The sequence below is a fragment of the Parahoeflea olei genome, assembly GCF_001703635.1.
GTDB lineage: Bacteria > Pseudomonadota > Alphaproteobacteria > Rhizobiales > Rhizobiaceae > Hoeflea > Hoeflea olei.
This window is the reverse complement of record NZ_LQZT01000001.1, coordinates 106,010-129,841: the sequence shown is the minus strand read 5'-3', so window position 1 is coordinate 129,841 and position 23,832 is coordinate 106,010. Positions and strand designations below refer to the sequence as shown.

The following is a 23,832-nucleotide window of genomic DNA, read 5'->3' as shown; positions in this document are numbered from 1 at the left end:
CTCATCGGCCTTTCCCCACGTCCCGGACCGTGACACGGCCGCAGTGCTCCCGCGCCGCGTGCGCGGGTCCATCCCGTCGGCCTACGGATCGATGATCTCGAAGGCGTCGACATCGATCATGCCGCGATCGGAAATCTTGAGATGCGGGATCACCGGCAGCGGCAGGAAGGCGAGCTGCAGGAACGGTTCCTCCAGCGTGCCGCCGAGCGCGCGCGCCGCCGCCCGCAGCGGAACCAGCGTCTCGCGCACGGCCTCGTAGGGCAACTCGCTCATCAGGCCCGCGACCGGCAGGGCGATCTCGGCGACGACCTTGCCGCCCTCGGTGACCACGAAACCGCCGCGGATTTCGCTCAGCCGGTTGGCGGCCACCGCCATGTCCGCCTCGTCGGCGCCGACCACGCAGATATTGTGGCTGTCATGGCCGACGGTGGAGGCGATCGCGCCACGCTTCAGGCCGAAACCCTGGACGAAACCGGTGGCGATGTTGCCGTTCCGGCCATGCCGCTCGATGACGGCGACCTTGAGGATGTCGCGGTCGTGGTCGATGCGCTTTTCGCCCTTCTCGATCGCCAGATCGAGATCGCGCCGCTCGGTGATGATCTGGCCCGGGATGATGCCGATCACCGGGGTGATGGTCTGGTTCTTCCTCACCGTGAACGAGGCTGCGCTGAGTTGCGGCGCGTGCACGCTGTCGGTGCCCACCGGCGCAGTGGTTGAGCGGGCGGCAAACAGCGCGTCGGTGACCAGCCTGCCGGCCGAAAACACCATCTCGGCGCGGCACTCTTCCAGGCTGTCGAGCACGACGAGATCGGCGCGCCAGCCGGGCGCCACCAGGCCGCGATCGCGAAGCCCGAAGGCGCGGGCGGCCGAGATCGAGGCGGCACGGTAGATCGCCAGCGGCTCGACGCCCTTCGCGATCGCATGCCGGATCATGTAGTCGAGATGGCCGTGCTCGGCGATGTCGAGCGGGTTGCGGTCGTCGGTGCACAGCGCCAGGAACGGCGAGTTGCGCTCGGTGATGATCGGGATCAGCGCATCGAGATCGCGGCTGACCGAGCCCTCGCGCACCAGCACATGCATGCCCTTCGCCATCTTCTCGAGCGCTTCTTCGGCGGTGGTGGATTCGTGCTCGGTGCGGATGCCGGCGGCGAGATAGCCGTTGAGGCCGAGGCCCCGGAGCAGCGGCGCATGGCCGTCGATGTGCCCGCCCTGAAAGGCTTCGAGCTTGGCCATGCAGGCAGGGTCTTTTGCGAGCACGCCGGGAAAATTCATGAATTCGGCGAGGCCGATCACCTTCGGGTGGTCGCGGAACGGCAGGAGGTCGTCGATGTCGAGCCGGGCGCCGGCGGTCTCGAGATGGGTGGCGGGCACGCAACTCGACAGCTGCACGCGAATGTCCATGATGGTCTGGAGCGAACAATCGAGGAAATACCGGATGCCCTCGCTTCCGAGCACATTGGCGATCTCGTGCGGGTCGCAGATCACGGTCGTGACCCCGCGCGGCAGCACGCAGCGGTCGAATTCGTGCGGCGTGACGAGCGAGCTTTCGATATGCAGATGCGTGTCGATGAAGCCCGGCACGACGATGCGGCCGGAAATGTCGATCTCCTCGACGCCTTCATAGGTTTCGAGCGTGCCGACGATGCGGTCGCCGCAGATGGCGATGTCGCCATCGCGCAAGTGTCCCGTCGTCAGGTCGAACAGCCGCCCGCCCTTGAGCACGAGGTCGGCGGGCGCCTTGCCCTGGCCCTGCTCGATCATGTCGCCGAGTCTGCCTGTCATGCCCGTTCCCTCTCGTGCATCCTACAAACAAGAAACCGGCCGGCAGTTCTGCCGGCCGGCGAAGCATAGCCCGAAACGGGCTTACATCGCGTCGGTGATTTCCGACGTCCAGGCGCCTTCCGGCTCCTTGGTGATGATCTTCTGGTCGAGCAGAGCCTTGGCGGTGCGCTCATAGGCTTCCGGGATCAGCTTGGCATCGGGCTCGCCGATCAGCTTGGCCACTTCGCCCATCATCCGCTTCTGGTGGTTCTCGTCCTGGCCGCCATTGTCCATGACGATTTCGGCGGCTTCATCCGGGTTGGCGATGGCATATTCCCAGCCCTTCATCGAAGCCTTGACGAACTTGACCATCTTTTCCTTGAAGGCCGGATCCTTGAGGTCGTCTTCCATCGCGTAGAGGCCGTCCTCGAGCAGGTCGTTGCCCATTTCCGAATAGTTGAACACGATCAGGTCTTCCGGCTTGTAGCCGGCGTCCATCAGCTGCCAATATTCGTTGTAGGTCATGACCGAGATGCAGTCGGCCTGCTTCTGGATCAGCGGCTGCACGTCGAAGCTCTGCTTGAGCACGGTCACGCCATCCGGGCCGCCTTCGGTGGAGAGGCCGAGCTTGTTCATCCAGGCGAAGAACGGATATTCGTTGCCGTAGAACCAGACGCCGAGGGTGTGGCCCTTGAAGTCGTCGGTGGTCTTGATCGGACCGTCGGCGGGGCAGACCATTTCCATGCCGGCCTTCTTGTAGGGCTGGGCGATGTTGACGAGGCCCACGCCCTTTTCGCGGGCTGCGAGCGCGCCGCCCATCCAGTCGACGATCACGTCGGCGCCGCCGCCGGCGATCACCTGCTCAGGCGCGATGTCCGGGCCGCCGGGCTTGATTTCGACATCGAGGCCGGCTTCCTCGTAGAAACCCTTGTCCTTGGCGACGAAATAGCCCGCGAACTGCGACTGGGCCACCCATTTGAGCTGCAGGGTCACCTTGTCGGCGGCATGGGCGGCGCCGGCCATCAGCGTCATGGCGAATGCGAGTGTCAGTCCGATTTTTGTTTTCATTGACGTTCTCCTCTGGTTAAGGCCCCGGTCGATCATCTCCGATAGCTCGGGTGCCAGAATGTGACGGTGCGCTCGAGAAGTGCAAGCGCCCCATAGAACAAGGACCCGACGATGGCCGCAAGGGCGATTTCGGCCCAGACCATGTCCAGGTTCATTCGACCCACTTCGGTCGAAATGCGGAACCCCATGCCGACGATCGGCGTGCCGAAGAACTCGGCCACGATGGCGCCGATCAGCGCCAGCGTGGAGTTGATCTTCAGCGCGTTGAAGATGAAGGGCATGGCCGCCTGCATCCTGAGCTTCAAGAGCACCTGCCAGTGCGTGGCGCCATAGGTGCGCATCAGGTCGCGCTCCATCTCGCTGGTGGCGGCAAGGCCGGCGAGCGTGTTGACCAGCATCGGGAAGAAGGTCATGACGATGACGACGGCGGCCTTGGACTGCCAGTCGAAGCCGAACCAGATCACCATCACCGGCGCGATCCCGATCATCGGCAGCGCCGAGACCATGTTGCCGACCGGCAGCAGGCCGTTGGCAAAGAAGCGGAAGCGGTCGGCGAGGATGGCGACCAGAAAGCCTGCGAGACAGCCCACGACATAGCCGAACAGCACGGCCTTGAGCACGGTCTGGCGGAAGTCTGCGGCGAGGATCGGCAGCGACTCGCTGATGCGGATGCCGATGGCCGAAGGCGGCGGCAACAGCACGAAGGGAACGCCTGCGCCGCGCACGATGCATTCCCACAGGATCAGCACCCAGATGCCGAACAGCGCCGGCACGGTGATGGCCACGATCCCGGCGGTGCGGTCCGAGCGGCTGCCGTCGCCCGACATCACCGTCACCAGCCGCCAGCCCAGGAGCCAGGCGGCGGCGAGGCTTGCGAAATAGCCGGCGGTGGCGGTGCCGGTGGCGCTCTCCAGCCCAGTGATCAGCATGCCCGCCGCGCCGAAGCTTGCGATGAGCAGCACCAGCGCCTCGAGCGCGGAGGCAAGCCGCAGCATCGACAACACCGCACCGGCAAGCAGCAGGGCCGCCACCGCGAGCGAGAAGCCTGCGCTCATGCTCGCCGTGTAGGGCAGGGCGGTGAGGCTTGCGAGGGTGGCGATCAGCGCGAGCAGCGCCTGCCAGTTGATCCGGATCGCGCTCATGGAGTCTTCGCTCCCATGCGGGCATTGACCAGGCGGCCGACGAGATCGACCAGGCTCACGAGCAGGATGGCGACGATCGAGCCCGCGATCAGGGCCGCGAAGATGTCGACCGTCTGCGAGTAGTAGGAGCCCGCGAGCAGCTTGGAGCCGATGCCGGCCACCGCGCCGGTCGGCAGTTCGCCGACGATGGCGCCGATCAGCGATGCGGCGATGGCGACCTTCATCGAGGCGAAGAAGAACGGCATCGAGGCGGGGAGCCTGAGCTTCCAGAGCGTCTGGGCCCGGCTTGCCGAATAGGTGCGCATCAGGTCGAGATGCAGAACGTCCGGCGAGCGCAGGCCCTTGACCATGCCGACGGCGACCGGGAAGAACGAGAGATAAGTCGAGATCAGCGCCTTGGGCAGAAGCCCGGTCACGCCGATGGCGGAGAGCAGCACGATGATCATCGGCGCGACCGCGAGAATCGGGATGGTCTGCGAGGCGATGATCCAGGGCAGGAACGAGCGGTCGAGCGCGGGAACGTGGACGATGCCGATGGCGATCACCACGCCGAGCGCGGTGCCCATGGCAAAGCCCAGAAGCGTGGCCGAGAGCGTGACCCAGGAATGGTAGACCAGGCTGCGCTTCGACCACGGCTTCACCGTCAGCGTGTTCTTCCAGAGGTTCTCGGCCACCTGGTGCGGTGCGGGCATGGTGGGCTTGGGCTGGCTCATGGTGGCCATGAAGAATTCCGTGCCGGTGCGGGTTTCGCCCGCGCGCCGGTCGAAATCGCGTTGGAACGGCGCGTTCATGGAATAGGCGGCGACATACCAGATCGCGAGGATCGCAAGCAGGATGGTCATGACCGGAAACAGCCGGTCCTTCACAAAGCTCGCGCCCATCATCCCTGCCTCCCCTGCGGCCAGACGATCAGCGTCACGGCGACGATGCCGAGCGTGATGCCGCCGATCTGCATGTTGGTCGGCCGCTCGCCGAAGATCATCAGCCCGACGGCATTGATCAGCACCAGTTGCAGCACGGCCGACAGCGACATCGCCACCGCGAGCCCGCTTTCGCGCATCAGCCGCACCATCATCAGGTTGCCGGCCGAATAGAGCCCGATGGCGAGCACCAGCAGCCAGACCGACGGCCGGTCGACATAGAGCCTCAGGCTGCTGGCGCCTGCCAGGAACACGGCCATTGCGGCGGCAAGCCAGAGCATCAGCGACGGGCTCATGCGATCCCTCCCGGCCAGCGCATCAGCAAGGTCGGCACGCCTTCCTCGGTGTCGGCGGTGCGGCCTTCGGGCACCTCGATCATCCCCTCGCGCCGGTAGAACCGCTGCGCTTCGGTATTGGGTTCGAACACGGTGAGCTCGTAGCCCTGCGGCCGCGCATGCTTGGCGGCGTCGAGCAAGGCCTTGCCGAGGCCCTGGCCGCGATGGCCGGGCTTCAGGTACAGCGCGTGGATGAAGCCTGCTTCCGGGTCCATCGACAGATAGCCGGCGACCCCGTCGCCGGCCTCCGCCACGAACACCGCGCGCCGGTCGAGGAGATCGGGGCCGAACATGTCCTCGATGGCCTCGCGGCTTGCCGTGCGCGGCAGCCAGGGCGTGGCGTCGATATAGGCGTTGATGATCGCCGCGCAGGCCGCAAGGTCGCCGGCCTCCGCCGGGCGGATCACGGGCGCCGGTTCCATGGTCAGGGCGGCGCTACTCATCATAGCTGTGTCCCGCCTTCAGCCCCTCGCGCACCTGGTGGGCGATCTTCAGGAATTCCGGCGTCTCGCGGATGTCGAGCGGACGGTCGTAGCCGAGATCGCAGTCGATGATCTCGTGGATGCGCCCGGGCCGGGGACTCATCACCACGATCCGGGTCGACAGGAACACGGCCTCGGGGATCGAGTGGGTGACGAACACCACGGTCTTCTTCGTCTTTGCCCAGAGTTTGAGCAGCTGTTCGTTGAGGTGGTCGCGGACGATCTCGTCGAGCGCGCCGAAGGGCTCGTCCATCAGGAGCATCTGCGGTTCCACCGCGAGCGCGCGGGCGATCGAGGCGCGCTGCTGCATGCCGCCCGACAGTTGCCAGGGAAACTTCTTCTCGAAGCCCGACAGGTTGACGAGATCGAGATTGCTCCTGATGCGCTGGGTACGGGTCGCCTTGTCGACGCCCATCACCTCGAGCGGCAGCGCCACATTGTCCTCGATGGTGCGCCAGGGCAGGAGCGCCGCCTGCTGGAACACATAGCCATAGGCGCGGGCGAGCCGGGCCTGTTCCGGCGTCATGCCGTTGATGGTCATGCGGCCGCCGGTGGGCTTTTCGAGATCGGCGATCACGCGCAGAAGCGTGGTCTTGCCGCAGCCCGAAGGGCCGATCAGCGACACGAACTCGCCCTCGCGGATGTCGAGATCGATGTTCTTGAGCGCGTGTACCGGCCCGTCATTGGTCTCGAAGGTCAAGTCCAGATTTTGGGCGGAAATGACTGTCTCAGGCATGGGCTGCCGCTTTTTGTTTCATTGGGTTCCCCGATCGTCCTGTCATGCTCGCCCCTTGGGCCTGTCGCAAGTTTTATGCCATCGCGCCCGGCTTGGCGGAAGGTGGGTGCTGCCGGGTCTCGTTCTGTTTTGCGCTCTCCTCCACCCTTGGAAGGGGTGGGGGAAGGCCCGCGTTTCGTGCCGCTTCACCCCCACCCTTGATCCTTCCCCTCAAGGGGGAGGGAGGGGCGGCACCTTCCATTATACCCCGCTCGCCGGAATGCCCGAGCGTTCGACCTTGCGGGGCGAGGTGAGTTCCTTCCAGGTCGACAGCGCGGTGTTGGTGGGCGTGACCGGCTTGCGGGCCACGAACTTGCCGTGGCCTTCCTCGGTGCGGACCTCGCCGTCGTGGATCGCCACATGGCCGCGGGTCAGCGTGAAGCGCGGCAGGCCCTTGACATGCTTGCCCTCGAACACGTTGTAATCGATCGCCGACTGCTGCGTTCCGGCGCTGATGGTCTTCGACTTCTCCGGATCCCACACCACCAGGTCGGCGTCCGCACCCACCAGCACCGCGCCCTTCTTCGGGTAGCAGTTCAAGATCTTGGCGATGTTGGTGGAAGTCACGGCCACGAACTCGTTCATGGTCAGCCGGCCGGTCCCCACGCCATAGGTCCAGAGCATCGGCATGCGGTCCTCGAGCCCGCCGGTGCCGTTCGGGATCTTGGTGAAATCGCCGACGCCATAGCGCTTCTGCTCGGTGGTGAAGGCGCAGTGGTCGGTGGCGACCACCTGCAGCGAGCCCGCCGACAGCCCGGCCCAGAGTGAATCCTGGTGCAGCTTGTTGCGGAAGGGCGGGCTCATCACCCGGCGCGCGGCGTGGTCCCAGTCGGGGTGCGCATATTCGCTTTCGTCGAGCGTCAGGTGCTGGATCAGCGGCTCGCCCCAGACGCGCATGCCCTTCTGGCGGGCGCGGCGGATCGCCTCGTGGCTCTGTTCGCAGGAGGTGTGCACCACATAGAGCGGCGTGCCGGTCATGTCGGCGATCATGATCGCGCGGTTGGTGGCCTCGCCCTCGACTTCCGCGGGCCGCGAATAGGCATGGGCTTCGGGGCCGTTGTTGCCGGCGGCCAAGAGCTTCTGCTGCAGCTGGGCCACCACGTCGCCGTTTTCAGCATGGACCATGGCGATGCCGCCCAGTTCGCCGACACGGCTGAAGGAGGCGTACATCTCGTCGTCATCGACCATCAGCGCGCCCTTGTAGGCCATGAAGTGCTTGAAGGTGGTGATCCCCTTGTCCTTCACCACCGTTTCCATCTCGTTGAACACCTGCTCGCCCCACCAGGTGATCGCCATATGGAAGGAGTAGTCGCAATTGGCCCGCGTCGACTTGTTGTCCCACATGGTGATCGCCTCGAGCAGCGACTGGCCGGGCGAGGGGAGCGCGAAATCGATCACCATGGTGGTGCCGCCGGCAAGCGCCGCGCGCGTGCCGCTTTCGAAATCGTCGGTCGAATAGGTGCCCATGAAGGGCATTTCGAGATGGGTGTGCGGATCGATGCCGCCCGGCATCACGTAGCAGCCGGTGGCGTCGAGCGAGGTCTCGCCCATCAGGTTCGGCCCGATCGCGGTGATCACCCCGCCCTCGATCAGCACATCCGCCTTGTAGGTCAGGTCGGCGGTGACGATGGTTCCGTTCTTGATGACAGTGGTGCTCATGGCTGGTCTCCCGGGTGATGGCGATCGGTCGTTCCCTCTCCCCGACGGGGAGAGGGATAGGAAGGCACTGCGAAGCGAAGCTGAGCAGATGCCTGAGTTGGGTGAGGGGGTTCGAGGCGCCCCTCCAGTGCGGCGAGTATAGTGTCGAGCACGGCGCCACGTTCGTAGACGATTTCGTCGTTCCAGAACCTCAGCACGCTGTAGCCATTCGCTGTCAGCCATGCCGTGCGGCGGGCGTCCCTGGGTTCATTCAAGGCGTGCTGGCTGCCGTCGAGTTCCACGACCAGTTTTTCACTGCGGCAGCAAAAATCGCAGATAAAGCGACCGATGCGCACCTGGCGCGAGAACCGGTAGCCGTTGAGGAGGCGGTTGCGGAGTTGTTGCCAAAGCAGATGTTCCGCGTCGGTCGGTTGGGTGCGCATGCTGCGCGCCAGTGCCTTGGTCGTGGGCATCGGTTTTGGGGCGAAGCCCCCCTCACCCGGACGCCGCGATGCGGCGCCCGACCTCTCCCCCTGGGGGAGAGGTGAGGAACCTCCGGCATTGTGCGCGTCCTCGATCATGTCTCGTTCAAGTACCCCTGATCCAATCCGCTGGCGATCTCACTCCGCATAGCCCGGGTTTTCCCGGTCGAGCACGCGCTTCATTTCCTCGAAATGGGCGAATTCGGCGTCCTTGTAGACCTCCCACTCACGGGCGACCGACTCGGCCAATTCGTCATTCATCACGTTGAGCGGCTGGCCGGTGGAATAGGCGAGCACCATGGTGCGGGCGGCGCGTTCGAGGTGGTACATCGCATCAAAGGCCTCGGCGACGGTGCCGGCCAGCGTGGTCACGCCGTGATTGGCCATCATCACCGCCGAATAATTGCCGACCGAGGCGGCGATGCGCTCGCCCTCGGCCTCCTCGCTGGCGATGCCACCGAACTCCATGTCGATCGCCAACCGGTTGAAGAAGCGCGCCGTGGTCTGGTCGATCGGCTTGATCGAAGGGTCCTTGAGGCCGGCAAGCGCTGTGGCGTGCGGCGGATGCAGGTGCAGCGCCACGCGGCCGTGCCGCACGTGGCGGTGGATCGCGCCATGGATCGCCCAGGCCGACGGATCGGGCGCATCGGGCCGGTTCATGGTGTCGGGATCGTCGGCGTCGATCAGCAGGAGTTCGCTCGCCTTGGCATGCGAGAAATGCTTCCATCGCGGGTTCATCAGGAACTTCTTGCCGTCCGGCGAGACGGCGGCGGAGAAATGGTTGGCCACCCCCTCGTGCCAGCCGTAATAGGCCGCGAGCCGCAAGGCGGCGGCAAGGTCGATGCGCAGTTGCTGCTCGTCGGCGCTCGTCTGGGCGGCAATCGGTGTGGTCACGTTCATGGGATCCTCCTGATGGTCGGTCTCAGCGCCCCGCCTGCGTCCAAACACGCGGCCTCCCCGGGGAAAGGCCGGCGGGCGCGAAAGGTGAGGGGGCCGTCTGCCTGCGCGGTGCGGCAGGCAGGGGCGTTGCGGGCGGCGCGCCCGGTGTGCGGTTCAGGCCTCGATGAGCCCGAGCCGCTTCTCGATTCGGGAGACGCGCTCGTCCATCCGGTCGAGCCGGTTGGACACGCTGGCATATTGCATCTCGATGAGGCCGAGCCGGCCCTTGACCTCGAGCATGTCGTCGGCGAGGCGATCCACCGTCGCGCGGATGGCGCGAAGATGTTCGAGCACGAGGTTTTCTGCAGCCGGCGACATGAGGCGCGCTCCGGGTAAACGGGATCAACCGAATATAGGTGAAGACCGCTCACTCCACAATCTCCGCGGTCTCCACCACCGCATGCAAGAGCACATCGGCGCCGGCCCATTTCAGTGGAGTTACTGTCGTCAGCATAATTTGTCCTTTGCTTGTCAGATTATGCCGCATCAGCCATCTGCCAAAGCGTGAGATCAAGGTCCGAGGGATTCACTTTCATGACAAAGGCAGCTTCTCGGAGCACCTCAGCTGCATAGTGTGGCTGTAGCGTTCTATTCAGGATTTTTTCCATCTGAGTTTTCACCCGACGGTCAGGTTTCACCATGTCCTTCCAGCCAGCCAGGATGAGCATAAAGACAAAAGCGACACCATTGCTTTGTCCAGGGATCTGTCGAATGTGGCGATATGATTCCATTAGAGGCATACAATTGAGATCAGATAATTTATCAATTCCGTTATTCTTGAGGATGCGGGCGATCTTCATAACCGCATGCGCTTTTGTTATGCCGCCACGGGGCGAAGTAAGCTGAGAGTTTTCGAACACATCGCGCTCAAATTCTCTCGGCCCATCGGCTAATTCCAGGAGATCAGTCAGCGACAGCCCACGTCTCTCCTCGTCACTTAGGTTCGTCCATTCAGCAAAGTCATTAAGGTTACGAAGCACGTTTTCCCAAGCAGCTGGGCGAACATTTATCGAAAAGACAGATCCCACAAGGCTCTCTGGCAGCGAGTATCGAGCATTACGTTGTCTTATTTTGGTGCCGCGCAAGTGGCGGACAGTCTCTTTAACGTCCGCCGGCCTGGCAGATTCGTGAAAGAGAAATTGCTGAAAATTTTTAGGCGTGATCACTCCACAATCTCCGCGGTCTCGACCACCGCATGCAAGAGCACGTCGGCGCCGGCGGCGGCCCATTCCTTCGAGATCTCTTCCGCCTCGTTGTGCGAGAGCCCGTCGACGCAGGGGCACATCACCATGGCGGTCGGGGCCACGCGGTTGATCCAGCAGGCGTCGTGGCCCGCGCCGGAGATGATGTCGCGGTGCGAATAGCCGAGCCGCTCGGCGGCGTCGCGGATCGCCTTGACGCAGCCATGGTCGAATTCCGGCGGGTCGAACTGGCCGACGATCTCGGCCGAAAAGCTCACGCCGAGCGCCTCGCAGAGCTTCGGGGCTTCCGCCATCAGCCGGTCGACCATGCCGTTCAGCGTATCGAGTTCGTGGCTGCGGAAATCGATGGTGAAGACCACCTTGCCGGGAATGATGTTGCGGGAATTGGGATAGACGTCGACATGGCCGATCGCGCCGACGGCATTGGGCGCGTTGTCCATGGCGATTTCGTGCACCAGTTCGGTGATCTGGGCGAGGCCGCGGCCGGCATTCTTGCGCATCGGCATCGGCGTCGAGCCGGTGTGGCTTTCCTTGCCGGTCACCGTGCACTCGATCCAGCGCAAGCCCTGGCCGTGGGTGACGACGCCGATGTCCTTGCCTTCGGCCTCGAGAATCGGACCTTGTTCGATATGGAGTTCGAACAGCGCATGCATCTTGCGCGCGCCCACTTCCTCGTCGCCCTTCCAGCCGATGCGTTCCAGTTCGTCGCCGAAGCGCTTGCCCTTGGCGTCGACCCGGTCATAGGCCCAGTCCTGGGTGTGAATGCCCGCGAAAACGCCGGAAGCGAGCATGGCGGGGGCGAAGCGGGTGCCTTCCTCGTTGGTCCAGTTGACCACGACGATCGGGTGCTTGGTCTTGATGTTGAGGTCGTTGAGGGTGCGCACCAGTTCGAGGCCGCCAAGTACGCCGAGCACGCCGTCATATTTGCCGCCGGTCGGCTGCGTGTCGAGGTGGCTGCCGACATAGACCGGCAGCGCCTCGGGATCTGTGCCGGGACGGGTCATGAACATGTTGCCCATGGTGTCGACACCCATGGTCAGGCCTGCGTCCTCGCACCAGCGCTGGAACAGCCTGCGGCCCTCGCCGTCCTCGTCGGTCAGCGCCTGGCGGTTGTTGCCGCCAGCAACGCCCGGCCCGATCTTCGCCATCTCCATCAGCGACTCCCACAGCCGGTCGGCATTGATGCGAAGGTTTGCGGCGGGCGTGGACATGGCTGGCTCCTGTGGTCTGGTCTTGTTTCGGCCATCCCGGAACCGGCCCGGGACGGGGGTTCGCGGGGCGGGCTTAGCTCGGGAAGGTGAAGACAGCGCCGGACTTGATGCCGTTGGGCCAGCGCGAGGTGATGGTCTTGAGGCGGGTGTAGAAGCGCACGCCCTCGGGGCCGTAGATCGAGTGGTCGCCGAACAGCGAGCGCTTCCAGCCGCCGAAGGAATGATAGGCGACCGGCACCGGGATCGGCACGTTGACGCCGACCATGCCCACTTCGATCGCGTCGGAGAAGGCGCGCGCGGCGTCGCCGTCGCGGGTGAAGATCGCGGTGCCGTTGCCGTATTCATGCTCGTTGATCATCTTGACGGCGTCGTCGAACGTGCCGGCGCGGACCACCGAGAGCACCGGGCCGAAGATCTCTTCCTTGTAGATGGTCATGTCGGTGGTCACGCGGTCGAACAGCGTGCCGCCCACGAAATAGCCGTTCTCGTAGCCCTGCAGCGAGAAGCCGCGGCCGTCGACCACGAGGTCAGCACCTTCCTTCACGCCCTGGTCGATATAGCCGAGCACCTTCTCCTGGTGCTGCTTCGTCACCACCGGACCCATCTCGGCGGATTCGTCGGTGGAGGGACCGATCTTCAGCGCCTCGACACGGGGTTTCAGCTTGGCGACCAGCGCGTCGGCGGTCTTCTCGCCCACGGGAACGGCGACCGAGATCGCCATGCAGCGCTCGCCGGCAGAGCCGTAGCCCGCGCCCATCAGCGCGTCGGCGGCCTGGTCCATGTCGGCGTCGGGCATGATCACCATGTGGTTCTTGGCCCCGCCCAAAGCCTGCACGCGCTTGCCCTTGGCGGTGCCGCGGGCATAGACATATTCGGCGATCGGGGTGGAGCCGACGAAGCTCACCGCCTTGACGTCGGGGTGGTCGAGCAGCGTGTCGACGGCGAGCTTGTCGCCGTGGACGACGTTCAAGACCCCATCCGGGAAGCCCGCTTCCTGAAACAATTTCCAGGCCAGCATCGGCGCCGAGGGATCGCGCTCGGAGGGCTTGAGCACGAAGGTGTTCCCGCAGGCGATGGCGATCGGGTACATCCACATCGGCACCATGGCCGGAAAGTTGAACGGGGTGATGCCGGCGACGACGCCCAAGGGCTGGCGGTCGGCGATGGAATCGACGCCCGGGCCGACATTGCGGGAAAAATCACCTTTCAGAAGGTTGGGGATGCCGCAGGCGAATTCCACCACCTCGATGCCGCGGGCCACTTCGCCGAGCGCATCGTCATGGGTCTTGCCGTGTTCGCGCGAAATCTCACGGGCGATGTCGGCTGCGTGCTGGTCGAGCAGCTCCTTGAACTTGAACATGAAGCGCGCGCGCTTGAGCGGCGGCATCGCGCCCCAGGCCGGTTGTGCGGCCTTGGCATTGGCGACGGCGGCGTTGATTTCGTCCACCGTCGACAGCGGCAGCTCGGCGATCTGCTCGCCGGTCGCGGGATTGAACACCGCGGACCTCCGGTCGGACGCCGATGTCGTGAGTTTGCCGCCGATGGCGTTTTCGATGATCTGCATGGTCAGTCTACCTGTGTGAGAACCTTGCGGAGCGTGTCGAAAAGCTGGTCGATCTGCTCCTTGGAGATGATGAGCGGCGGCGACAGCGCGATGATGTCGCCGGTGGTGCGGATCAGCAGGCCTTGCTCATACGCCCTCAGGAACGCCGAGAAGGCGCGCTTGGTGGGTTCGCCGGCGACCGGCTCAAGCTCGATCGCGCCAATGAGACCGGTGTTGCGGATGTCGATGACATGCGGGCAGCCCTTCAGCGAATGCAGCTGCTCCTCCCAGTAGGGGGAGAGCTCGGCCGCGCGCGTGAGCAGGCCCTCTTCCCTGTAGGTGTCTAGTGTCGCGAGGGCCGCCGCCGAGGCGATCGGATTGCCCGAATAGGTGTAGCCGTGGAAGAACTCGATCAGGTGCTCAGGGCCCTGCATGAAGGCGTCGTGGATTGCGGAGGTCACGAACACCGCGCCCATCGGGATCACGCCATTGGTCAGTCCTTTGGCGGTGGTGATGATGTCGGGCATGACATCGTAATACTGCGCGGCAAAGGGCGCGCCGAGCCGGCCGTAGCCGGTGATCACCTCGTCGAAGATCAGAAGGATGCCGTGCCTGGTGCAGATCTCGCGCAGCTTCTGGAGATAGCCCTTGGGCGGGATCAGCACGCCGGTCGAGCCCGCCACCGGCTCGACGATGACGGCGGCGATGGTGGAGGCGTCGTGCAGCGTGACGATGCGCTCGAGTTCGCTCGCGAGATCGCCGCCATGCTCGGGCTGGCCCCTGGTGAAGGCGTTCCTTGCGGGCTGGTGGGTGTGCGGCATGTGGTCGACGCCGGTCAGAAGCGTGCCGAACATCTTGCGGTTGGCGACGATGCCGCCCACCGATATGCCGCCGAAGTTGACGCCGTGATAGCCGCGCTCGCGGCCGATCAGCCGGGTGCGCGAGCCGTCGCCGCGGGCGCGATGCCAGGCGAGCGCCACCTTGAGCGCGGTCTCGACCGATTCCGAGCCGGAATTGGTGAAGAGCACATGGTTCATGCCTTCGGGGGCGATGTCGACCAGCCGGTTGGCGAGTTCGAACGCTTTCGGATGCCCCATCTGGAAGGCGGGCGCATAATCGAGTTCGCCGGCCTGCTGGGCGATCGCCTCGGTGATCTTCGGGCGGCAATGGCCGGCATTGACGCACCAGAGCCCGGCTGTGCCGTCAAGGATCTGGCGGCCGTCGGAGGCGGTGAAATGCATGTCCTTGGCGCCCACCAGCATGCGCGGGTTCTGCTTGAACTGCCGGTTGGCGGTGAACGGCATCCAGAACGCACGAAAATCGTTGGGCGTGGCGATGTGCCTGTTGGACATGGCTGGAGCGCCTCCTGACGCGACTGTTCCCTGTGCTTCAGTCAACTGCCCTTTCCGGGCTTTTATGCTTCGCAAATGCTGTGTTGCGAAATCTTGACTGTTTGATAAAACTCTAGCAGCGCCAATCGGGCGGTCAAGGCCCATTCTGTGACGCCGGACCGGACCGGCTGTCGCGGACCGGAGCCTCGATGGGCAGGGGGAAACGCAGCACTTGAAGGCACGCGCGACGGAAACCCAGCGCAAGACGCGCATTCAGCTCGAAAACGAGGAGAAGATCCTCGACGCGGCGCTGGAGGAATTCTCCGTTCACGGCTTCCGTGGTGCGACCATCGACCGGATCGCCGCCCATGCGGGCATGTCGAAACCCAATCTTCTCTATTATTTCCGGCGCAAGCAGGACATCTACGAGGCGCTGATCCTGCGGCTTCTGGAAACTTGGCTCGAACCCTTGCGAGCGCTCGACGCGGTGGGCGAGCCCTTGCCGGAACTGCAGTCCTATATCCGCCGCAAACTCGAGATGGCGCGCGATTTCCCGCGCGAAAGCCGGTTGTTCGCCAACGAGATCCTGCAGGGCGCGCCGCGGATCAGGCGCGTGCTCGAAAGCGAACTCAAGCCGCTGGTCGACGAAAAGGCCGGCGTGCTCACGGGATGGATGAAGGCGGGAAAGATCAACACCGTCGATCCGCGCCACCTGATCTTCTCGATCTGGTCGACGACCCAGCATTATGCCGATTTCGATGCCCAGGTGCAGGTGATCCTCGGGCCTGACCGGGGTGCCGCCGGCCGGTTCGAGGATGCGGCGCGCTATCTCGAAACGCTGTTTCTCGATGGCTTGCGGCCGAAGGGGGCGGCGCAGGACGCCGCCGGGCCACGGGTGCGCGCTCCGTAGAAAGGCGGTGCGGCCGGCGCCAGCCTAGCTGATCAGCCCGACCGCGCGGCGCGCTTCCTCGGTCCTCAATGACATGTCGCCGCCGTCATAGGGGCGGGCGGCGTCGGTCGAAAGCCAGGCGATGGCCTCACCGGCCCATTCGGGCGGGATGTGATCGGACCAGTCGAGCCGGCTCACCGGATTGACGCCGGAAGACTTGATCGAGCGCTGCATGTCGGTCGCCACGGTGCCAGGGGACAGGCCGACCACGCGGATCTTGTCGGCAACGCATTCCAAGTGGGCGCAGCGCGTCAGCATCAGCACCGCGGCCTTGGTGGCGCAGTAATGGCTCCAGCCTTCGAGCGCATTGCTGGCAGCGCCCGAAGAGATGTTGACGATGACGCCGCCGCCCTGCCGTTTCATCACGGGGATGGCCGCGCGCAGGCCGTGATAGACGCCCTTGACGTTGATATCGACCGCCTGGTCCCAGGCCTCCGGGTCGGACTCGGCGATCCGGGCGATGGGATCGATCACGCCGGCATTGTTGACGAGGATATCGAGGCGGCCGAAGCTCTTGACGGCCTGGTTGACGGCGTTCTCGATATCGCCGTAACGCGCCACGTCGCAGGTGACAGCCAGCGCCCGCTCGCCGATTTCCGAGGCGATCCGATTGGTATCCCCCTGCGAGCGCGCCGCCAGCACGACATTGGCGCCGTAGCCCGCCATGATGCGGGCTGCCGCTTCGCCGATGCCGCGGCTCGCGCCGGTGATCAGGGCCGTCTTGCCGTTCAGGTCGATCGTCATTTTGCTTCCTCTCTCTTGCCCGTTCTTTCTGGCGCGGATGGGCGGAGCAATCAAGCGCGGTTCAATGGCTGCTGCCGGTTCGGGCGACGCGTCCGGACCGAGTGTCCTGACCGGCGTCTTCGACGCCCGGCCGGACCCATGGATGGCCTGACAAATCAAGAAATCGTGATATGAACTCTGGCGCGGAGGAGGCGATTGCGTTAATCCCTGGCCCGGACGCCACGCGCAGGAGACACCGCCATGAGCATCGTCATTCACCACAATCCGGGCTGCGGCACGTCGCGCAACGTGCTCGAAATCATCCGCGCCTTTGCCGGCGAGCCGGTGGTCATCGAATATCTCAAGACGGGATGGACCAAGCCGCAGCTGCAGGGCCTGTTCGCTGCCGCGGGGCTCACGCCGCGCGCGGCCTTGCGGGTATCGAAGTCGCCCGCGGAGGAACTGGGCCTCACCGATCCATCCGTCAGCGACGAGGCGATCCTGGAGGCGATGGTCGCGCATCCGGTGCTGGTCAACCGGCCGATCGTCTGCACGCCGAAAGGCGTCAAGCTGTGCCGGCCGTCGGAAGCGGTGTTCGCGCTGCTCGAGGTGCCGCGGGGCACGACCTTCACCAAGGAGGACGGCGAGGTGATCACCGCGCCGTAGCGCCTGATCTGGTGTCCTGATCAGGTGCGTTGGGCGAGCAGCACCGAGTGGCCGTTGCAGTCCGGATCTTCGGGCACGAAATCGATCACCGCGAGGCCGAGACCGGTGAGCACCGCGCGGTAGTCATCCGGCGAAAGGCTTGCGTGAAAAACGGGGGCGCCGCCGACCGCGCCCACCACTTCGCCGGCCTCAGGCCCGACCGTGAGCATCAGCGCGCCGCGGGGCTTCAGATGCCCCGCGAGCCGGGGCAGCGTTGCGCGCTGCTCGTCCCCGGTCAGGTGGAAGAAGCTGTCCCAGGCAATCACCCCGTCGAACACCGTCCCGAGATCGAGCGTGCGCATGTCCGCCTGGCGCCAGTCGCCGCCGGGGTGTTTTTGCCGTGCCAGAGCGATCATCGCCTGCGCCGCGTCAACGCCGGTCACGCGGAGACCGCGCCGGGCGAGATCGTGCGCGATCGGGTCGCCCGTGCCGCAGCCGGCATCGAGCACCGAGCCACCTGGCGGCAGCAGGCTTGAGAACCGGTCGAGCCAGGGCCGTTCGAACAGCGATTTCCCGCGCTCGGCATCATAGCGCGTGGCCTGGCGTTCATAGGTGTCGACGGTCCGGCCTGCGAGGGCGGAAAGCGGTTCCCGTTGTTTCGTCACGCCGCCCGCCTTTCGCCTCAAGCGCCGCGGGCGTAGCGGAAATTGTCCATGTCGGCCTCGATCCGTCGCAGGTCGCTGTCGAGCCGACCGGCTTCGCGTTCGAGGTCGCGGATCTGCCAGCGGTTGGAATCGATCCGGCGCTGGATGTCGCGGGTGTCGGTCTTGCTGTTGCGGACCAGATCCTCGTCGGTGCGGATCGCCGCCTCGAGGGTGCGGATGCGCATCTCGAGATTGCTGATTTCCTGCTTCTTGTCGTAATGGATCCGGCCCAGGTCGTAGCCTTCGCGGAAGGCGGGATCGAGATTGGTCGGGCAGACATTGGCGTAGCTCTTGCCCTGGCTGCCCACGCTCAGGCCGTTGAGCGGCGTGCAGTAGCGCGGCAGGCCCTGCTGGTAGCCCTGGTACCACAGCGTCTGGTCGGGATTGACGCCGGCCTTGGTGCAGGCCTTGACGTGACCGGCAAACCGGTCCTGCGGCGCATAGCCCGCGGCCCCGTCCTGTTCCCCGACCACGCGCCAGTCGGCGACCGAGCATTCCTCCTTCGACATCGTCTGACACGACGCAGCCAGCGCGCCGGCTGCAACCAGCATGGCAATCCTCAGTTTCATGCCACTCTCCCCATCCCCTTGAACCCCTTGAATTCCCCTCGGGAACCCGAAATCCAGAAAAGCCAAAGGCCCCGTTTTGTCAACGGGGCCTTCGGAGCGGAAGTGTGGACCGGGCTATTCGGCGGCCTGCCTCGCCATCGGATTGTTGGGATGCGTGGTCCAGTTGGCGTAGTCCGGATCGATCGGCTTGCCTGTGCGCGGGTCGGCGCCGTCGGTCATCCGCACCATGGTGATGCAGTCGTCGATCGGGCAGACATTGACGCACAGGTTGCAGCCCACGCATTCGTCCTCCATCACCTCGAAATAGCGCACCCCGTCAACCGTCGAGGTGATCGCCTGGTGCGAGGTGTCCTCGCAGGCGATGTGGCAGCGGCCGCATTTGATGCACAGGTCCTGGTCGATCTTGGCCTTGGTGACGTAGTTGAGGTTGAGATACTGCCAGTCGGTGACATTGGGCACGGCCCGGCTCTGGAAATCGGCGATCGTGGCGTAGCCCTTCTCGTCCATCCAGTCCGACAGGCCCTGCGCCATTTCCTGCACGATCTTGAAGCCGTAGGTCATGGCCGCGGTGCAGACCTGCACCGTGCCGCAGCCGAGCGCGATGAACTCGGCGGCGTCGCGCCAGGTGCTGACCCCGCCGATGCCGGAGATCGGCAGGCCGCGGGTTTCGGGATCGCGGGCGATCTCGGCCACCATGTTGAGCGCGATCGGCTTGACCGCCGGGCCGCAATAGCCGCCATGCGAGCCCTTGCCGTCAATGGTCGGCATTGGCGCGAAATTGTCGAGATCGACCGAGACGATCGAGGAGATGGTGTTGATCAGCGAGACCGCGTCGGCGCCGCCGGCCTTGGCCGCGCGGGCAGGATAGCGGATGTCGGTGATGTTGGGGGTCAGCTTCACGATCACCGGAAGCTTCGAATACTGCTTGCACCACTCGGCCACCATCCGGATGTATTCGGGCACCTGGCCCACGGCCGCGCCCATGCCGCGCTCGCTCATGCCGTGCGGGCAGCCGAAATTGAGTTCGATGCCGTCGGCGCCGGTGTCCTCGACGCGCGGCAGGATCGCCTTCCAGCTTTGCTCCTCGCAGGGCACCATGATCGAGACGATCATCGCCCGGTCGGGCCAGCGTTTCTTGACCTCGGTGATTTCCCTGAGGTTGATCTCGAGATCGCGGTCGGTGATCAGCTCGATATTGTTGAGGCCCAGAAGCCTCCGGTCGGGACCCCAGATCGCGCCGTAGCGCGGGCCGTTGACATTGACGACCGGCGGGCCGGCCTCGCCGAGCGTCTTCCAGACCACGCCGCCCCAGCCGGCCTCGAAGGCGCGTTCGACATTGTAGGCCTTGTCGGTCGGCGGCGCGGAGGCGAGCCAGAAGGGGTTGGGGGACTTGATGCCGAGAAAATTGGTGGACAGGTCAGCCATGATATCTCTTCCTCCCTCAAGCCATCAGCGTTTTGTGAATGTTTTCGGCGGCGATCTTGCCGTCCTCGACCGCGACCACCGTCAGGTCCTCGCCGCCATGGGCGCAGTCGCCGCCGACCCAGACGTTGGGATAGGGCATCGGGCTCCTGTTTTCGGGCGTGCGGGCGAGCGTGGTGCCGTCGAGTTCGAGCTCGCCGACCTCCGCTTCCATCCACTGGCCGATCGCGGCCAGCACCTGGTTGGCGGGGATTTCCACGGTCTCCCCGGTGCCCACCAGATTGGCGCCGTCCTGACGGGTATATTCGAATTCGACGCTTTCCACCGCGTTGGCGCCAGAGATCCTGACCGGTTTCGCGTTGAACACGAGGTGCACGCCGTGGGCGGCGGCCAGTTCCTGTTCGTAGCGGCTGGCAGGCATCTGCTCGCGGCTGCGGCGATAGACCAGCGAGACGGTGCGGGCGCCGAGCAGCTTCGACTGCACCGCCGCGTCGACCGCCGTCATGCCGCCGCCGATCACCACCACGTCCTGGCCCACCGGCAGGGTGGACTTGTCCTCGGCCTGGCGCAGGCGGGCGATGAAATCGATCGCCGCCTCGACGCCGGGCAGGTCCGAGCCGGGAATGTTGAGCGTGTAGGCCGAGGACAGGCCGATGCCGATGAAGACGGCGTCATGGGATTCGGCGAGGCTTTCGACCGAGATGTCGGTGCCGAGCCGCTGGCCGAGCTTGAGCTCGATGCCGCCGATCTGCATCAGCCACTCGATCTCGCGCTGGGCGAAATTGTTGGTCGCCTTGTAGCTGGCGATGCCGTATTCGTTGAGCCCACCGGGCTTGGGGCGGGCTTCGTAGATCACCACGTCGTGGCCGTGCATGGCGAGGCGGTGGGCGCAGGAGAGCCCGGCCGGGCCGGCGCCGACGACGGCGACCTTCTTGCCGGTGGCGGCGGCTCGTTTGAAGGGATGCGGCAGCTCCCGGCTCATATAGGTGTCGGTGGCGTAGCGCTGCAGCTGGCCGATCTTGACCGGCTTGCCCTCGGCGGTTTCGCGCACGCAGGCCTCTTCGCACAGCGTCTCGGTCGGGCAGACGCGGGCGCACATGCCGCCCAGGATGTTCTGCTCGAAGATGGTCTTGGCCGACCCCACCGGATTGCCGGCCTGGATCTTGCGGATGAACATCGGAATGTCGATCGAGGTCGGGCAGGCGGTCATGCACGGTGCGTCGTAGCAGAAATAGCACCGGTCCGCCTCCACCAGCGCCTCGTGCGCCGTCAAGAGCGGATGGATATCGGAAAAATTGTCGGCATATTCGGCGTCGGAAAGACGTTTCGCCTTCACGCCGGTCGTCTCGGCCATCGTCATCAGGACCCCCTCTTTGCGAGAACCTTGTCTGCGGTCTTTTCCGGTCACACTCCTCAGCGTCCCGGTCGCCGCTATCGCGGAAGAATGAAGCGGTTTTATCAAAAGGTCAAATTTTTTATCGAATGATAAATATTTGCCATGGGCGGCGTGTTTGCAGTTTTGCCGAGCCCCGTTATGAAGGATGCTTGCTCAGGAGGGGTGCCGTGACTGACTATCCGATTTCCGACTATGACGATGCCTATGCGAATGGCGCCCATATCGAGGGCGCGGCAGACTATCCGCCGCAATGGAGCCGCCAGGCAGAGGCTTTCCGTGACGCCCTGGCGGCGGCCGGCCGGGCACGGCTCGACCTTGCCTATGGACCCGCCGAGCGCAACCGGCTCGACCTGTTCCTGCCGGAGAGTGCGCCCAAAGGCCTCGCGGTGTTCGTCCATGGCGGCTACTGGCGCGCCTTTTCCAAGTCGGAATGGTCGCATCTGGCGGCAGGCCCGCTCGCCCATGGCTATGCGGTGGCGATGCCAAGCTACACGCTGTGCCCGGACAATCGCATCGCCGGCATCGGCCGCGAGGTGGCGGCCGCCATCGGCTTTGCGGCGAACGAGGTCGCAGGGCCGATCCGTCTCACCGGCCATTCCGCGGGCGGGCAACTGGTCACGCGGATGATCAGCGGGCCGGCGCTTCTTTCCGATGCGGTGACGGCGCGGATTGCGGGCGTGACCTCGATATCCGGCGTGCACGACCTGCGCCCGATCATGCTGACCGCGATGAATGACACGCTCAAGATCGACGACGCGGAAGCCCAGGCCGAAAGCCCGGTGCTGCTCGAGCCGCGTGCGCCGATCCCGGTGATGGCCTGGGTGGGGGCGGCGGAGCGGCCGGAATTCGTCCGCCAGAACCGCGCGCTCTACGAGATGTGGCGCGGGTTTTCGACGCCGGTGCGGATGCACGAGGATCAGGGCCGGCATCATTTCAACGTCATCGACGGTCTCGCCGACCCGAACCACCCGCTCTGTCGTGCCTTTCTCGGGCTCGACCAGGCGGCCGGCTGACCGCGGCGCGCCCAAGGCCCCGCAACCGGGGTGCGGGGCAGGGTGCGGGGCCGGTTAAAGCTTTGTTCACGGCAAGCCCCTAGGCTTTTCACCCACAGCCCTGCATCAGGGCCGCCCGTTCCCGATCCCGGACCCGGAAACAGCCATGTCGCATCCCAAGGCCAAGATCGGACTGCTGGCTTTGCTGGTCGCGCACATCCTGCCATCCGCGGCTGCTGCGGCTGAACTGCTGCCCGATCCCGCGTTCACTCGATCCACGCGCCAGGGCGACTGGTGGGCGACGCCCAACATCACCATGGACTATGGCCCCGGCGCGCTCTGCGGCATGGTGGCGGCGGGGAGCGAGAAGCCGTGGGATGCGATCCTCGGCATCAATGGCCTGACCCTCGCCAAGGGGGAAAGCTACCGGCTGTCGCTGATCGCCTCGGGCGAACCCGGTGGGTCGATGCGGGCGCTGGTGCAGGAGGCGCGGCCGCCTTGGGTCGCGCAAGGCGAAGTCGTCCGGCGCCTGGCCGGCGACAAGACCGTTGTGGACACGGATTTCACAGCGGGCGAGGACGTGGCCGACGCGCAACTGGTGTTCCAGCTCGGCGGATCGGACACAGCCTGGCGCTTCTGCCTGCATGCGGCTTCGGTGATCAGCGGGCAACCGGCGCCGGCGGCGGCGTCATCTGTTCAGCCGTCGCGGATCCGCGTCAACCAGACCGCCTATGTCCCCGACGGGCCGAAGCGGGCGACTTTGGTGAAGACGGGCGGGATGGTCGACTGGACGCTGGTCTCGGCCGCGGGCGAGGCCGTGGCCTCGGGCAAGACCACGGCGCACGGCCACGACCCGGCCTCCGGCCTTGACGTGCAGCTGATCGATTTCAGCGGCGTGCGCGCAACCGGCGACGGCTTCCGCCTTGTGGCTGACGGCGAGACCAGCCCGCCCTTTGCGATTGCGACCGGGCTTTACGACCGGTTGCGCGCCGATGCGCTCTCCTATTTCTACAAGGTGCGCAGCGGGATCGAGATCCGGGAAGATCTGGCCGGCAAGGGCTATGGCCGCCCGGCCGGGCATGCGGGCCGGCCGCCCAACCGGGGCGATAGCTCGGTGACCTGCCTCGACGCCCCGACCGCGCGCAAGATCTATGTCGAGCCCTGGAGCTGTGACTACCGGCTCGATGTCGCGGGCGGCTGGTACGATGCCGGCGATTTCGGCAAATATGTCGTGAATGGCGGCATCGCCACGGCGCAACTGCTCTCGGTCTACGAGCGCGCGCTCAGCTTCAGCGGCGGTGCGTCGCCGGCGCTCTCCGACCGGTTCTTCCCCATCCCCGAGGCGGGCAACGGCATCCCCGACATTCTCGACGAGGCACGCTGGGAACTCGATTTCCTGATGGCCATGACCGTGCCCGAGGGCGAGACCTATGCCGGCATGGCGCATCACAAGCTGCATGGAAAGGGCTGGCCGCCGGTGCCGCTGATGCCGGACCGCGACAGCGAGGAACGGGTGCTGCACCGCCCCTCGACGGCGGCAACGCTGAACCTCGCCGCCATCGCGGCCTGGGCGCGTGCCCTGTGCGAGCCGGGGCGGCCGGTG

General features: G+C 65.3%; 24 protein-coding genes. 4 read left to right on the top strand and 20 right to left on the bottom strand.

The window, feature by feature from the left end; genetic code table 11:
- Nucleotides 1–81 precede the first annotated feature (81 nt).
- From ade to aptA, 15 genes are all read right to left on the bottom strand, one after another.
- Nucleotides 82–1,782: an adenine deaminase gene (gene ade, locus AWJ14_RS00640; protein ID WP_066173490.1), complete on the bottom strand. Its 1,701-nt coding sequence runs from the start codon at nt 1,780–1,782 to the stop codon at nt 82–84.
- An 81-nt stretch (nt 1,783–1,863) separates the two neighbouring features.
- The gene (locus AWJ14_RS00635; RefSeq protein WP_066173487.1) at nt 1,864–2,829 is read right to left on the bottom strand and encodes an ABC transporter substrate-binding protein; all 966 of its coding nucleotides are present in this window, start codon (nt 2,827–2,829) and stop codon (nt 1,864–1,866) included.
- A 32-nt stretch (nt 2,830–2,861) separates the two neighbouring features.
- Complete coding sequence (locus tag AWJ14_RS00630; RefSeq protein WP_066173484.1) at nt 2,862–3,971, bottom strand: ABC transporter permease; 1,110 nt, start codon at nt 3,969–3,971, stop codon at nt 2,862–2,864.
- Nucleotides 3,968–4,852 (bottom strand): ABC transporter permease, encoded by an 885-nt coding sequence (locus AWJ14_RS00625; RefSeq protein WP_066173481.1) that lies wholly within the window; start codon nt 4,850–4,852, stop codon nt 3,968–3,970. Before AWJ14_RS00625 ends, AWJ14_RS00630 begins: the two co-directional genes overlap by 4 nt.
- Complete coding sequence (locus AWJ14_RS00620) at nt 4,852–5,187, bottom strand: hypothetical protein (RefSeq protein ID WP_066173478.1); 336 nt, start codon at nt 5,185–5,187, stop codon at nt 4,852–4,854. Before AWJ14_RS00620 ends, AWJ14_RS00625 begins: the two co-directional genes overlap by 1 nt.
- Nucleotides 5,184–5,669: a GNAT family N-acetyltransferase gene (locus AWJ14_RS00615; protein ID WP_210183474.1), complete on the bottom strand. Its 486-nt coding sequence runs from the start codon at nt 5,667–5,669 to the stop codon at nt 5,184–5,186. Before AWJ14_RS00615 ends, AWJ14_RS00620 begins: the two co-directional genes overlap by 4 nt.
- Nucleotides 5,662–6,444, bottom strand: coding sequence for an ABC transporter ATP-binding protein (locus AWJ14_RS00610; RefSeq protein WP_066173473.1), 783 nt, complete (start codon nt 6,442–6,444; stop codon nt 5,662–5,664). The genes AWJ14_RS00615 and AWJ14_RS00610 overlap by 8 nt, the downstream gene beginning before the upstream one ends.
- Nucleotides 6,445–6,684: 240 nt before the next feature.
- Complete coding sequence (gene hydA, locus AWJ14_RS00605) at nt 6,685–8,142, bottom strand: dihydropyrimidinase (protein WP_066173471.1); 1,458 nt, start codon at nt 8,140–8,142, stop codon at nt 6,685–6,687.
- Nucleotides 8,139–8,594, bottom strand: a complete 456-nt coding sequence (locus AWJ14_RS21815; protein WP_139112482.1) for an endonuclease domain-containing protein — start codon at nt 8,592–8,594, stop codon at nt 8,139–8,141. The genes hydA and AWJ14_RS21815 overlap by 4 nt, the downstream gene beginning before the upstream one ends.
- Before the next feature lie 147 nt (nt 8,595–8,741).
- Nucleotides 8,742–9,503 carry a class II aldolase/adducin family protein gene (locus AWJ14_RS00595; RefSeq protein ID WP_066173466.1) on the bottom strand — a complete coding sequence of 254 codons (762 nt, stop codon included), beginning with the start codon at nt 9,501–9,503 and terminating at the stop codon, nt 8,742–8,744.
- 153 nt (nt 9,504–9,656) lie between these two features.
- The gene (locus tag AWJ14_RS00590) at nt 9,657–9,860 is read right to left on the bottom strand and encodes a hypothetical protein (RefSeq protein WP_066173464.1); all 204 of its coding nucleotides are present in this window, start codon (nt 9,858–9,860) and stop codon (nt 9,657–9,659) included.
- A 158-nt stretch (nt 9,861–10,018) separates the two neighbouring features.
- Nucleotides 10,019–10,708 carry a hypothetical protein gene (locus AWJ14_RS22080; protein WP_139112481.1) on the bottom strand — a complete coding sequence of 230 codons (690 nt, stop codon included), beginning with the start codon at nt 10,706–10,708 and terminating at the stop codon, nt 10,019–10,021.
- Nucleotides 10,705–11,955 carry a Zn-dependent hydrolase gene (locus AWJ14_RS00580; protein WP_066173459.1) on the bottom strand — a complete coding sequence of 417 codons (1,251 nt, stop codon included), beginning with the start codon at nt 11,953–11,955 and terminating at the stop codon, nt 10,705–10,707. The genes AWJ14_RS22080 and AWJ14_RS00580 overlap by 4 nt, the downstream gene beginning before the upstream one ends.
- 73 nt (nt 11,956–12,028) lie before the next feature.
- Nucleotides 12,029–13,519 (bottom strand): CoA-acylating methylmalonate-semialdehyde dehydrogenase, encoded by a 1,491-nt coding sequence (locus AWJ14_RS00575; RefSeq protein WP_066173456.1) that lies wholly within the window; start codon nt 13,517–13,519, stop codon nt 12,029–12,031.
- A gap of 2 nt (nt 13,520–13,521) precedes the next feature.
- Nucleotides 13,522–14,850 carry an omega-aminotransferase AptA gene (gene aptA / locus AWJ14_RS00570; RefSeq protein WP_066173453.1) on the bottom strand — a complete coding sequence of 443 codons (1,329 nt, stop codon included), beginning with the start codon at nt 14,848–14,850 and terminating at the stop codon, nt 13,522–13,524.
- A 211-nt stretch (nt 14,851–15,061) separates the two neighbouring features.
- Here aptA and AWJ14_RS00565 point away from each other — a divergent pair, with 211 nt between their 5' ends.
- Nucleotides 15,062–15,739, top strand: a complete 678-nt coding sequence (locus tag AWJ14_RS00565) for a TetR family transcriptional regulator C-terminal domain-containing protein (RefSeq protein ID WP_066173450.1) — start codon at nt 15,062–15,064, stop codon at nt 15,737–15,739.
- A gap of 24 nt (nt 15,740–15,763) precedes the next feature.
- Here the strand turns inward: AWJ14_RS00565 and AWJ14_RS00560 are convergent, their stop codons facing one another.
- Complete coding sequence (locus tag AWJ14_RS00560) at nt 15,764–16,522, bottom strand: SDR family oxidoreductase (RefSeq protein ID WP_066173446.1); 759 nt, start codon at nt 16,520–16,522, stop codon at nt 15,764–15,766.
- A 240-nt stretch (nt 16,523–16,762) separates the two neighbouring features.
- On the opposite strand from AWJ14_RS00560, the gene arsC reads away from it, so the two are divergent.
- Nucleotides 16,763–17,167, top strand: a complete 405-nt coding sequence (arsC, locus tag AWJ14_RS00555) for an arsenate reductase (glutaredoxin) (protein WP_066173444.1) — start codon at nt 16,763–16,765, stop codon at nt 17,165–17,167.
- Between the two features lie 20 nt (nt 17,168–17,187).
- Here arsC and AWJ14_RS00550 read toward each other — a convergent pair whose 3' ends face one another.
- The 4 genes from AWJ14_RS00550 to AWJ14_RS00535 form a co-directional block, all read right to left on the bottom strand.
- Complete coding sequence (locus tag AWJ14_RS00550) at nt 17,188–17,811, bottom strand: class I SAM-dependent methyltransferase (RefSeq protein WP_066174735.1); 624 nt, start codon at nt 17,809–17,811, stop codon at nt 17,188–17,190.
- 17 nt (nt 17,812–17,828) lie between these two features.
- Nucleotides 17,829–18,419: a DUF2799 domain-containing protein gene (locus tag AWJ14_RS00545; RefSeq protein ID WP_066173442.1), complete on the bottom strand. Its 591-nt coding sequence runs from the start codon at nt 18,417–18,419 to the stop codon at nt 17,829–17,831.
- 114 nt (nt 18,420–18,533) lie between these two features.
- Nucleotides 18,534–19,844, bottom strand: a complete 1,311-nt coding sequence (gene preA, locus AWJ14_RS00540) for an NAD-dependent dihydropyrimidine dehydrogenase subunit PreA (protein WP_066173439.1) — start codon at nt 19,842–19,844, stop codon at nt 18,534–18,536.
- Between the two features lie 16 nt (nt 19,845–19,860).
- A complete protein-coding gene (locus AWJ14_RS00535) occupies nt 19,861–21,201 on the bottom strand; it encodes an NAD(P)-dependent oxidoreductase (protein ID WP_171904789.1) in 1,341 nt (446 codons plus the stop codon).
- A 203-nt stretch (nt 21,202–21,404) separates the two neighbouring features.
- On the opposite strand from AWJ14_RS00535, the gene AWJ14_RS00530 reads away from it, so the two are divergent.
- Together AWJ14_RS00530 and AWJ14_RS22615 are read left to right on the top strand one after the other, a co-directional pair.
- Entirely contained in the window at nt 21,405–22,250 is an 846-nt protein-coding gene (locus AWJ14_RS00530; protein WP_066173436.1) for an alpha/beta hydrolase, read from the top strand.
- Nucleotides 22,251–22,395: 145 nt separating this feature from the next.
- Nucleotides 22,396–23,832: glycoside hydrolase family 9 protein (locus AWJ14_RS22615; RefSeq protein ID WP_245304082.1), on the top strand; the 1,437-nt coding region annotated here is incomplete at its 3' end.

Excerpts from the sequence above, each read along its gene's own strand:
- ade (WP_066173490.1), bottom strand. The coding sequence starts at position 1,782 with ATGACAGGCAGACTCGGCGACATGATCGAGCAGGGCCAGGGCAAGGCG.
- AWJ14_RS00635 (WP_066173487.1), bottom strand. The coding sequence starts at position 2,829 with ATGAAAACAAAAATCGGACTGACACTCGCATTCGCCATGACGCTGATG.
- AWJ14_RS00630 (WP_066173484.1), bottom strand. The coding sequence starts at position 3,971 with ATGAGCGCGATCCGGATCAACTGGCAGGCGCTGCTCGCGCTGATCGCC.
- AWJ14_RS00625 (WP_066173481.1), bottom strand. The coding sequence starts at position 4,852 with ATGGGCGCGAGCTTTGTGAAGGACCGGCTGTTTCCGGTCATGACCATC.
- AWJ14_RS00620 (WP_066173478.1), bottom strand. The coding sequence starts at position 5,187 with ATGAGCCCGTCGCTGATGCTCTGGCTTGCCGCCGCAATGGCCGTGTTC.
- AWJ14_RS00615 (WP_210183474.1), bottom strand. The coding sequence starts at position 5,669 with ATGAGTAGCGCCGCCCTGACCATGGAACCGGCGCCCGTGATCCGCCCG.
- AWJ14_RS00610 (WP_066173473.1), bottom strand. The coding sequence starts at position 6,444 with ATGCCTGAGACAGTCATTTCCGCCCAAAATCTGGACTTGACCTTCGAG.
- hydA (WP_066173471.1), bottom strand. The coding sequence starts at position 8,142 with ATGAGCACCACTGTCATCAAGAACGGAACCATCGTCACCGCCGACCTG.
- AWJ14_RS21815 (WP_139112482.1), bottom strand. The coding sequence starts at position 8,594 with ATGCCCACGACCAAGGCACTGGCGCGCAGCATGCGCACCCAACCGACC.
- AWJ14_RS00595 (WP_066173466.1), bottom strand. The coding sequence starts at position 9,503 with ATGAACGTGACCACACCGATTGCCGCCCAGACGAGCGCCGACGAGCAG.
- AWJ14_RS00590 (WP_066173464.1), bottom strand. The coding sequence starts at position 9,860 with ATGTCGCCGGCTGCAGAAAACCTCGTGCTCGAACATCTTCGCGCCATC.
- AWJ14_RS00580 (WP_066173459.1), bottom strand. The coding sequence starts at position 11,955 with ATGTCCACGCCCGCCGCAAACCTTCGCATCAATGCCGACCGGCTGTGG.
- AWJ14_RS00575 (WP_066173456.1), bottom strand. The coding sequence starts at position 13,519 with ATGCAGATCATCGAAAACGCCATCGGCGGCAAACTCACGACATCGGCG.
- aptA (WP_066173453.1), bottom strand. The coding sequence starts at position 14,850 with ATGTCCAACAGGCACATCGCCACGCCCAACGATTTTCGTGCGTTCTGG.
- AWJ14_RS00560 (WP_066173446.1), bottom strand. The coding sequence starts at position 16,522 with ATGACGATCGACCTGAACGGCAAGACGGCCCTGATCACCGGCGCGAGC.
- arsC (WP_066173444.1), top strand. The coding sequence starts at position 16,763 with ATGAGCATCGTCATTCACCACAATCCGGGCTGCGGCACGTCGCGCAAC.
- AWJ14_RS00545 (WP_066173442.1), bottom strand. The coding sequence starts at position 18,419 with ATGAAACTGAGGATTGCCATGCTGGTTGCAGCCGGCGCGCTGGCTGCG.
- preA (WP_066173439.1), bottom strand. The coding sequence starts at position 19,844 with ATGGCTGACCTGTCCACCAATTTTCTCGGCATCAAGTCCCCCAACCCC.
- AWJ14_RS00535 (WP_171904789.1), bottom strand. The coding sequence starts at position 21,201 with ATGACGATGGCCGAGACGACCGGCGTGAAGGCGAAACGTCTTTCCGAC.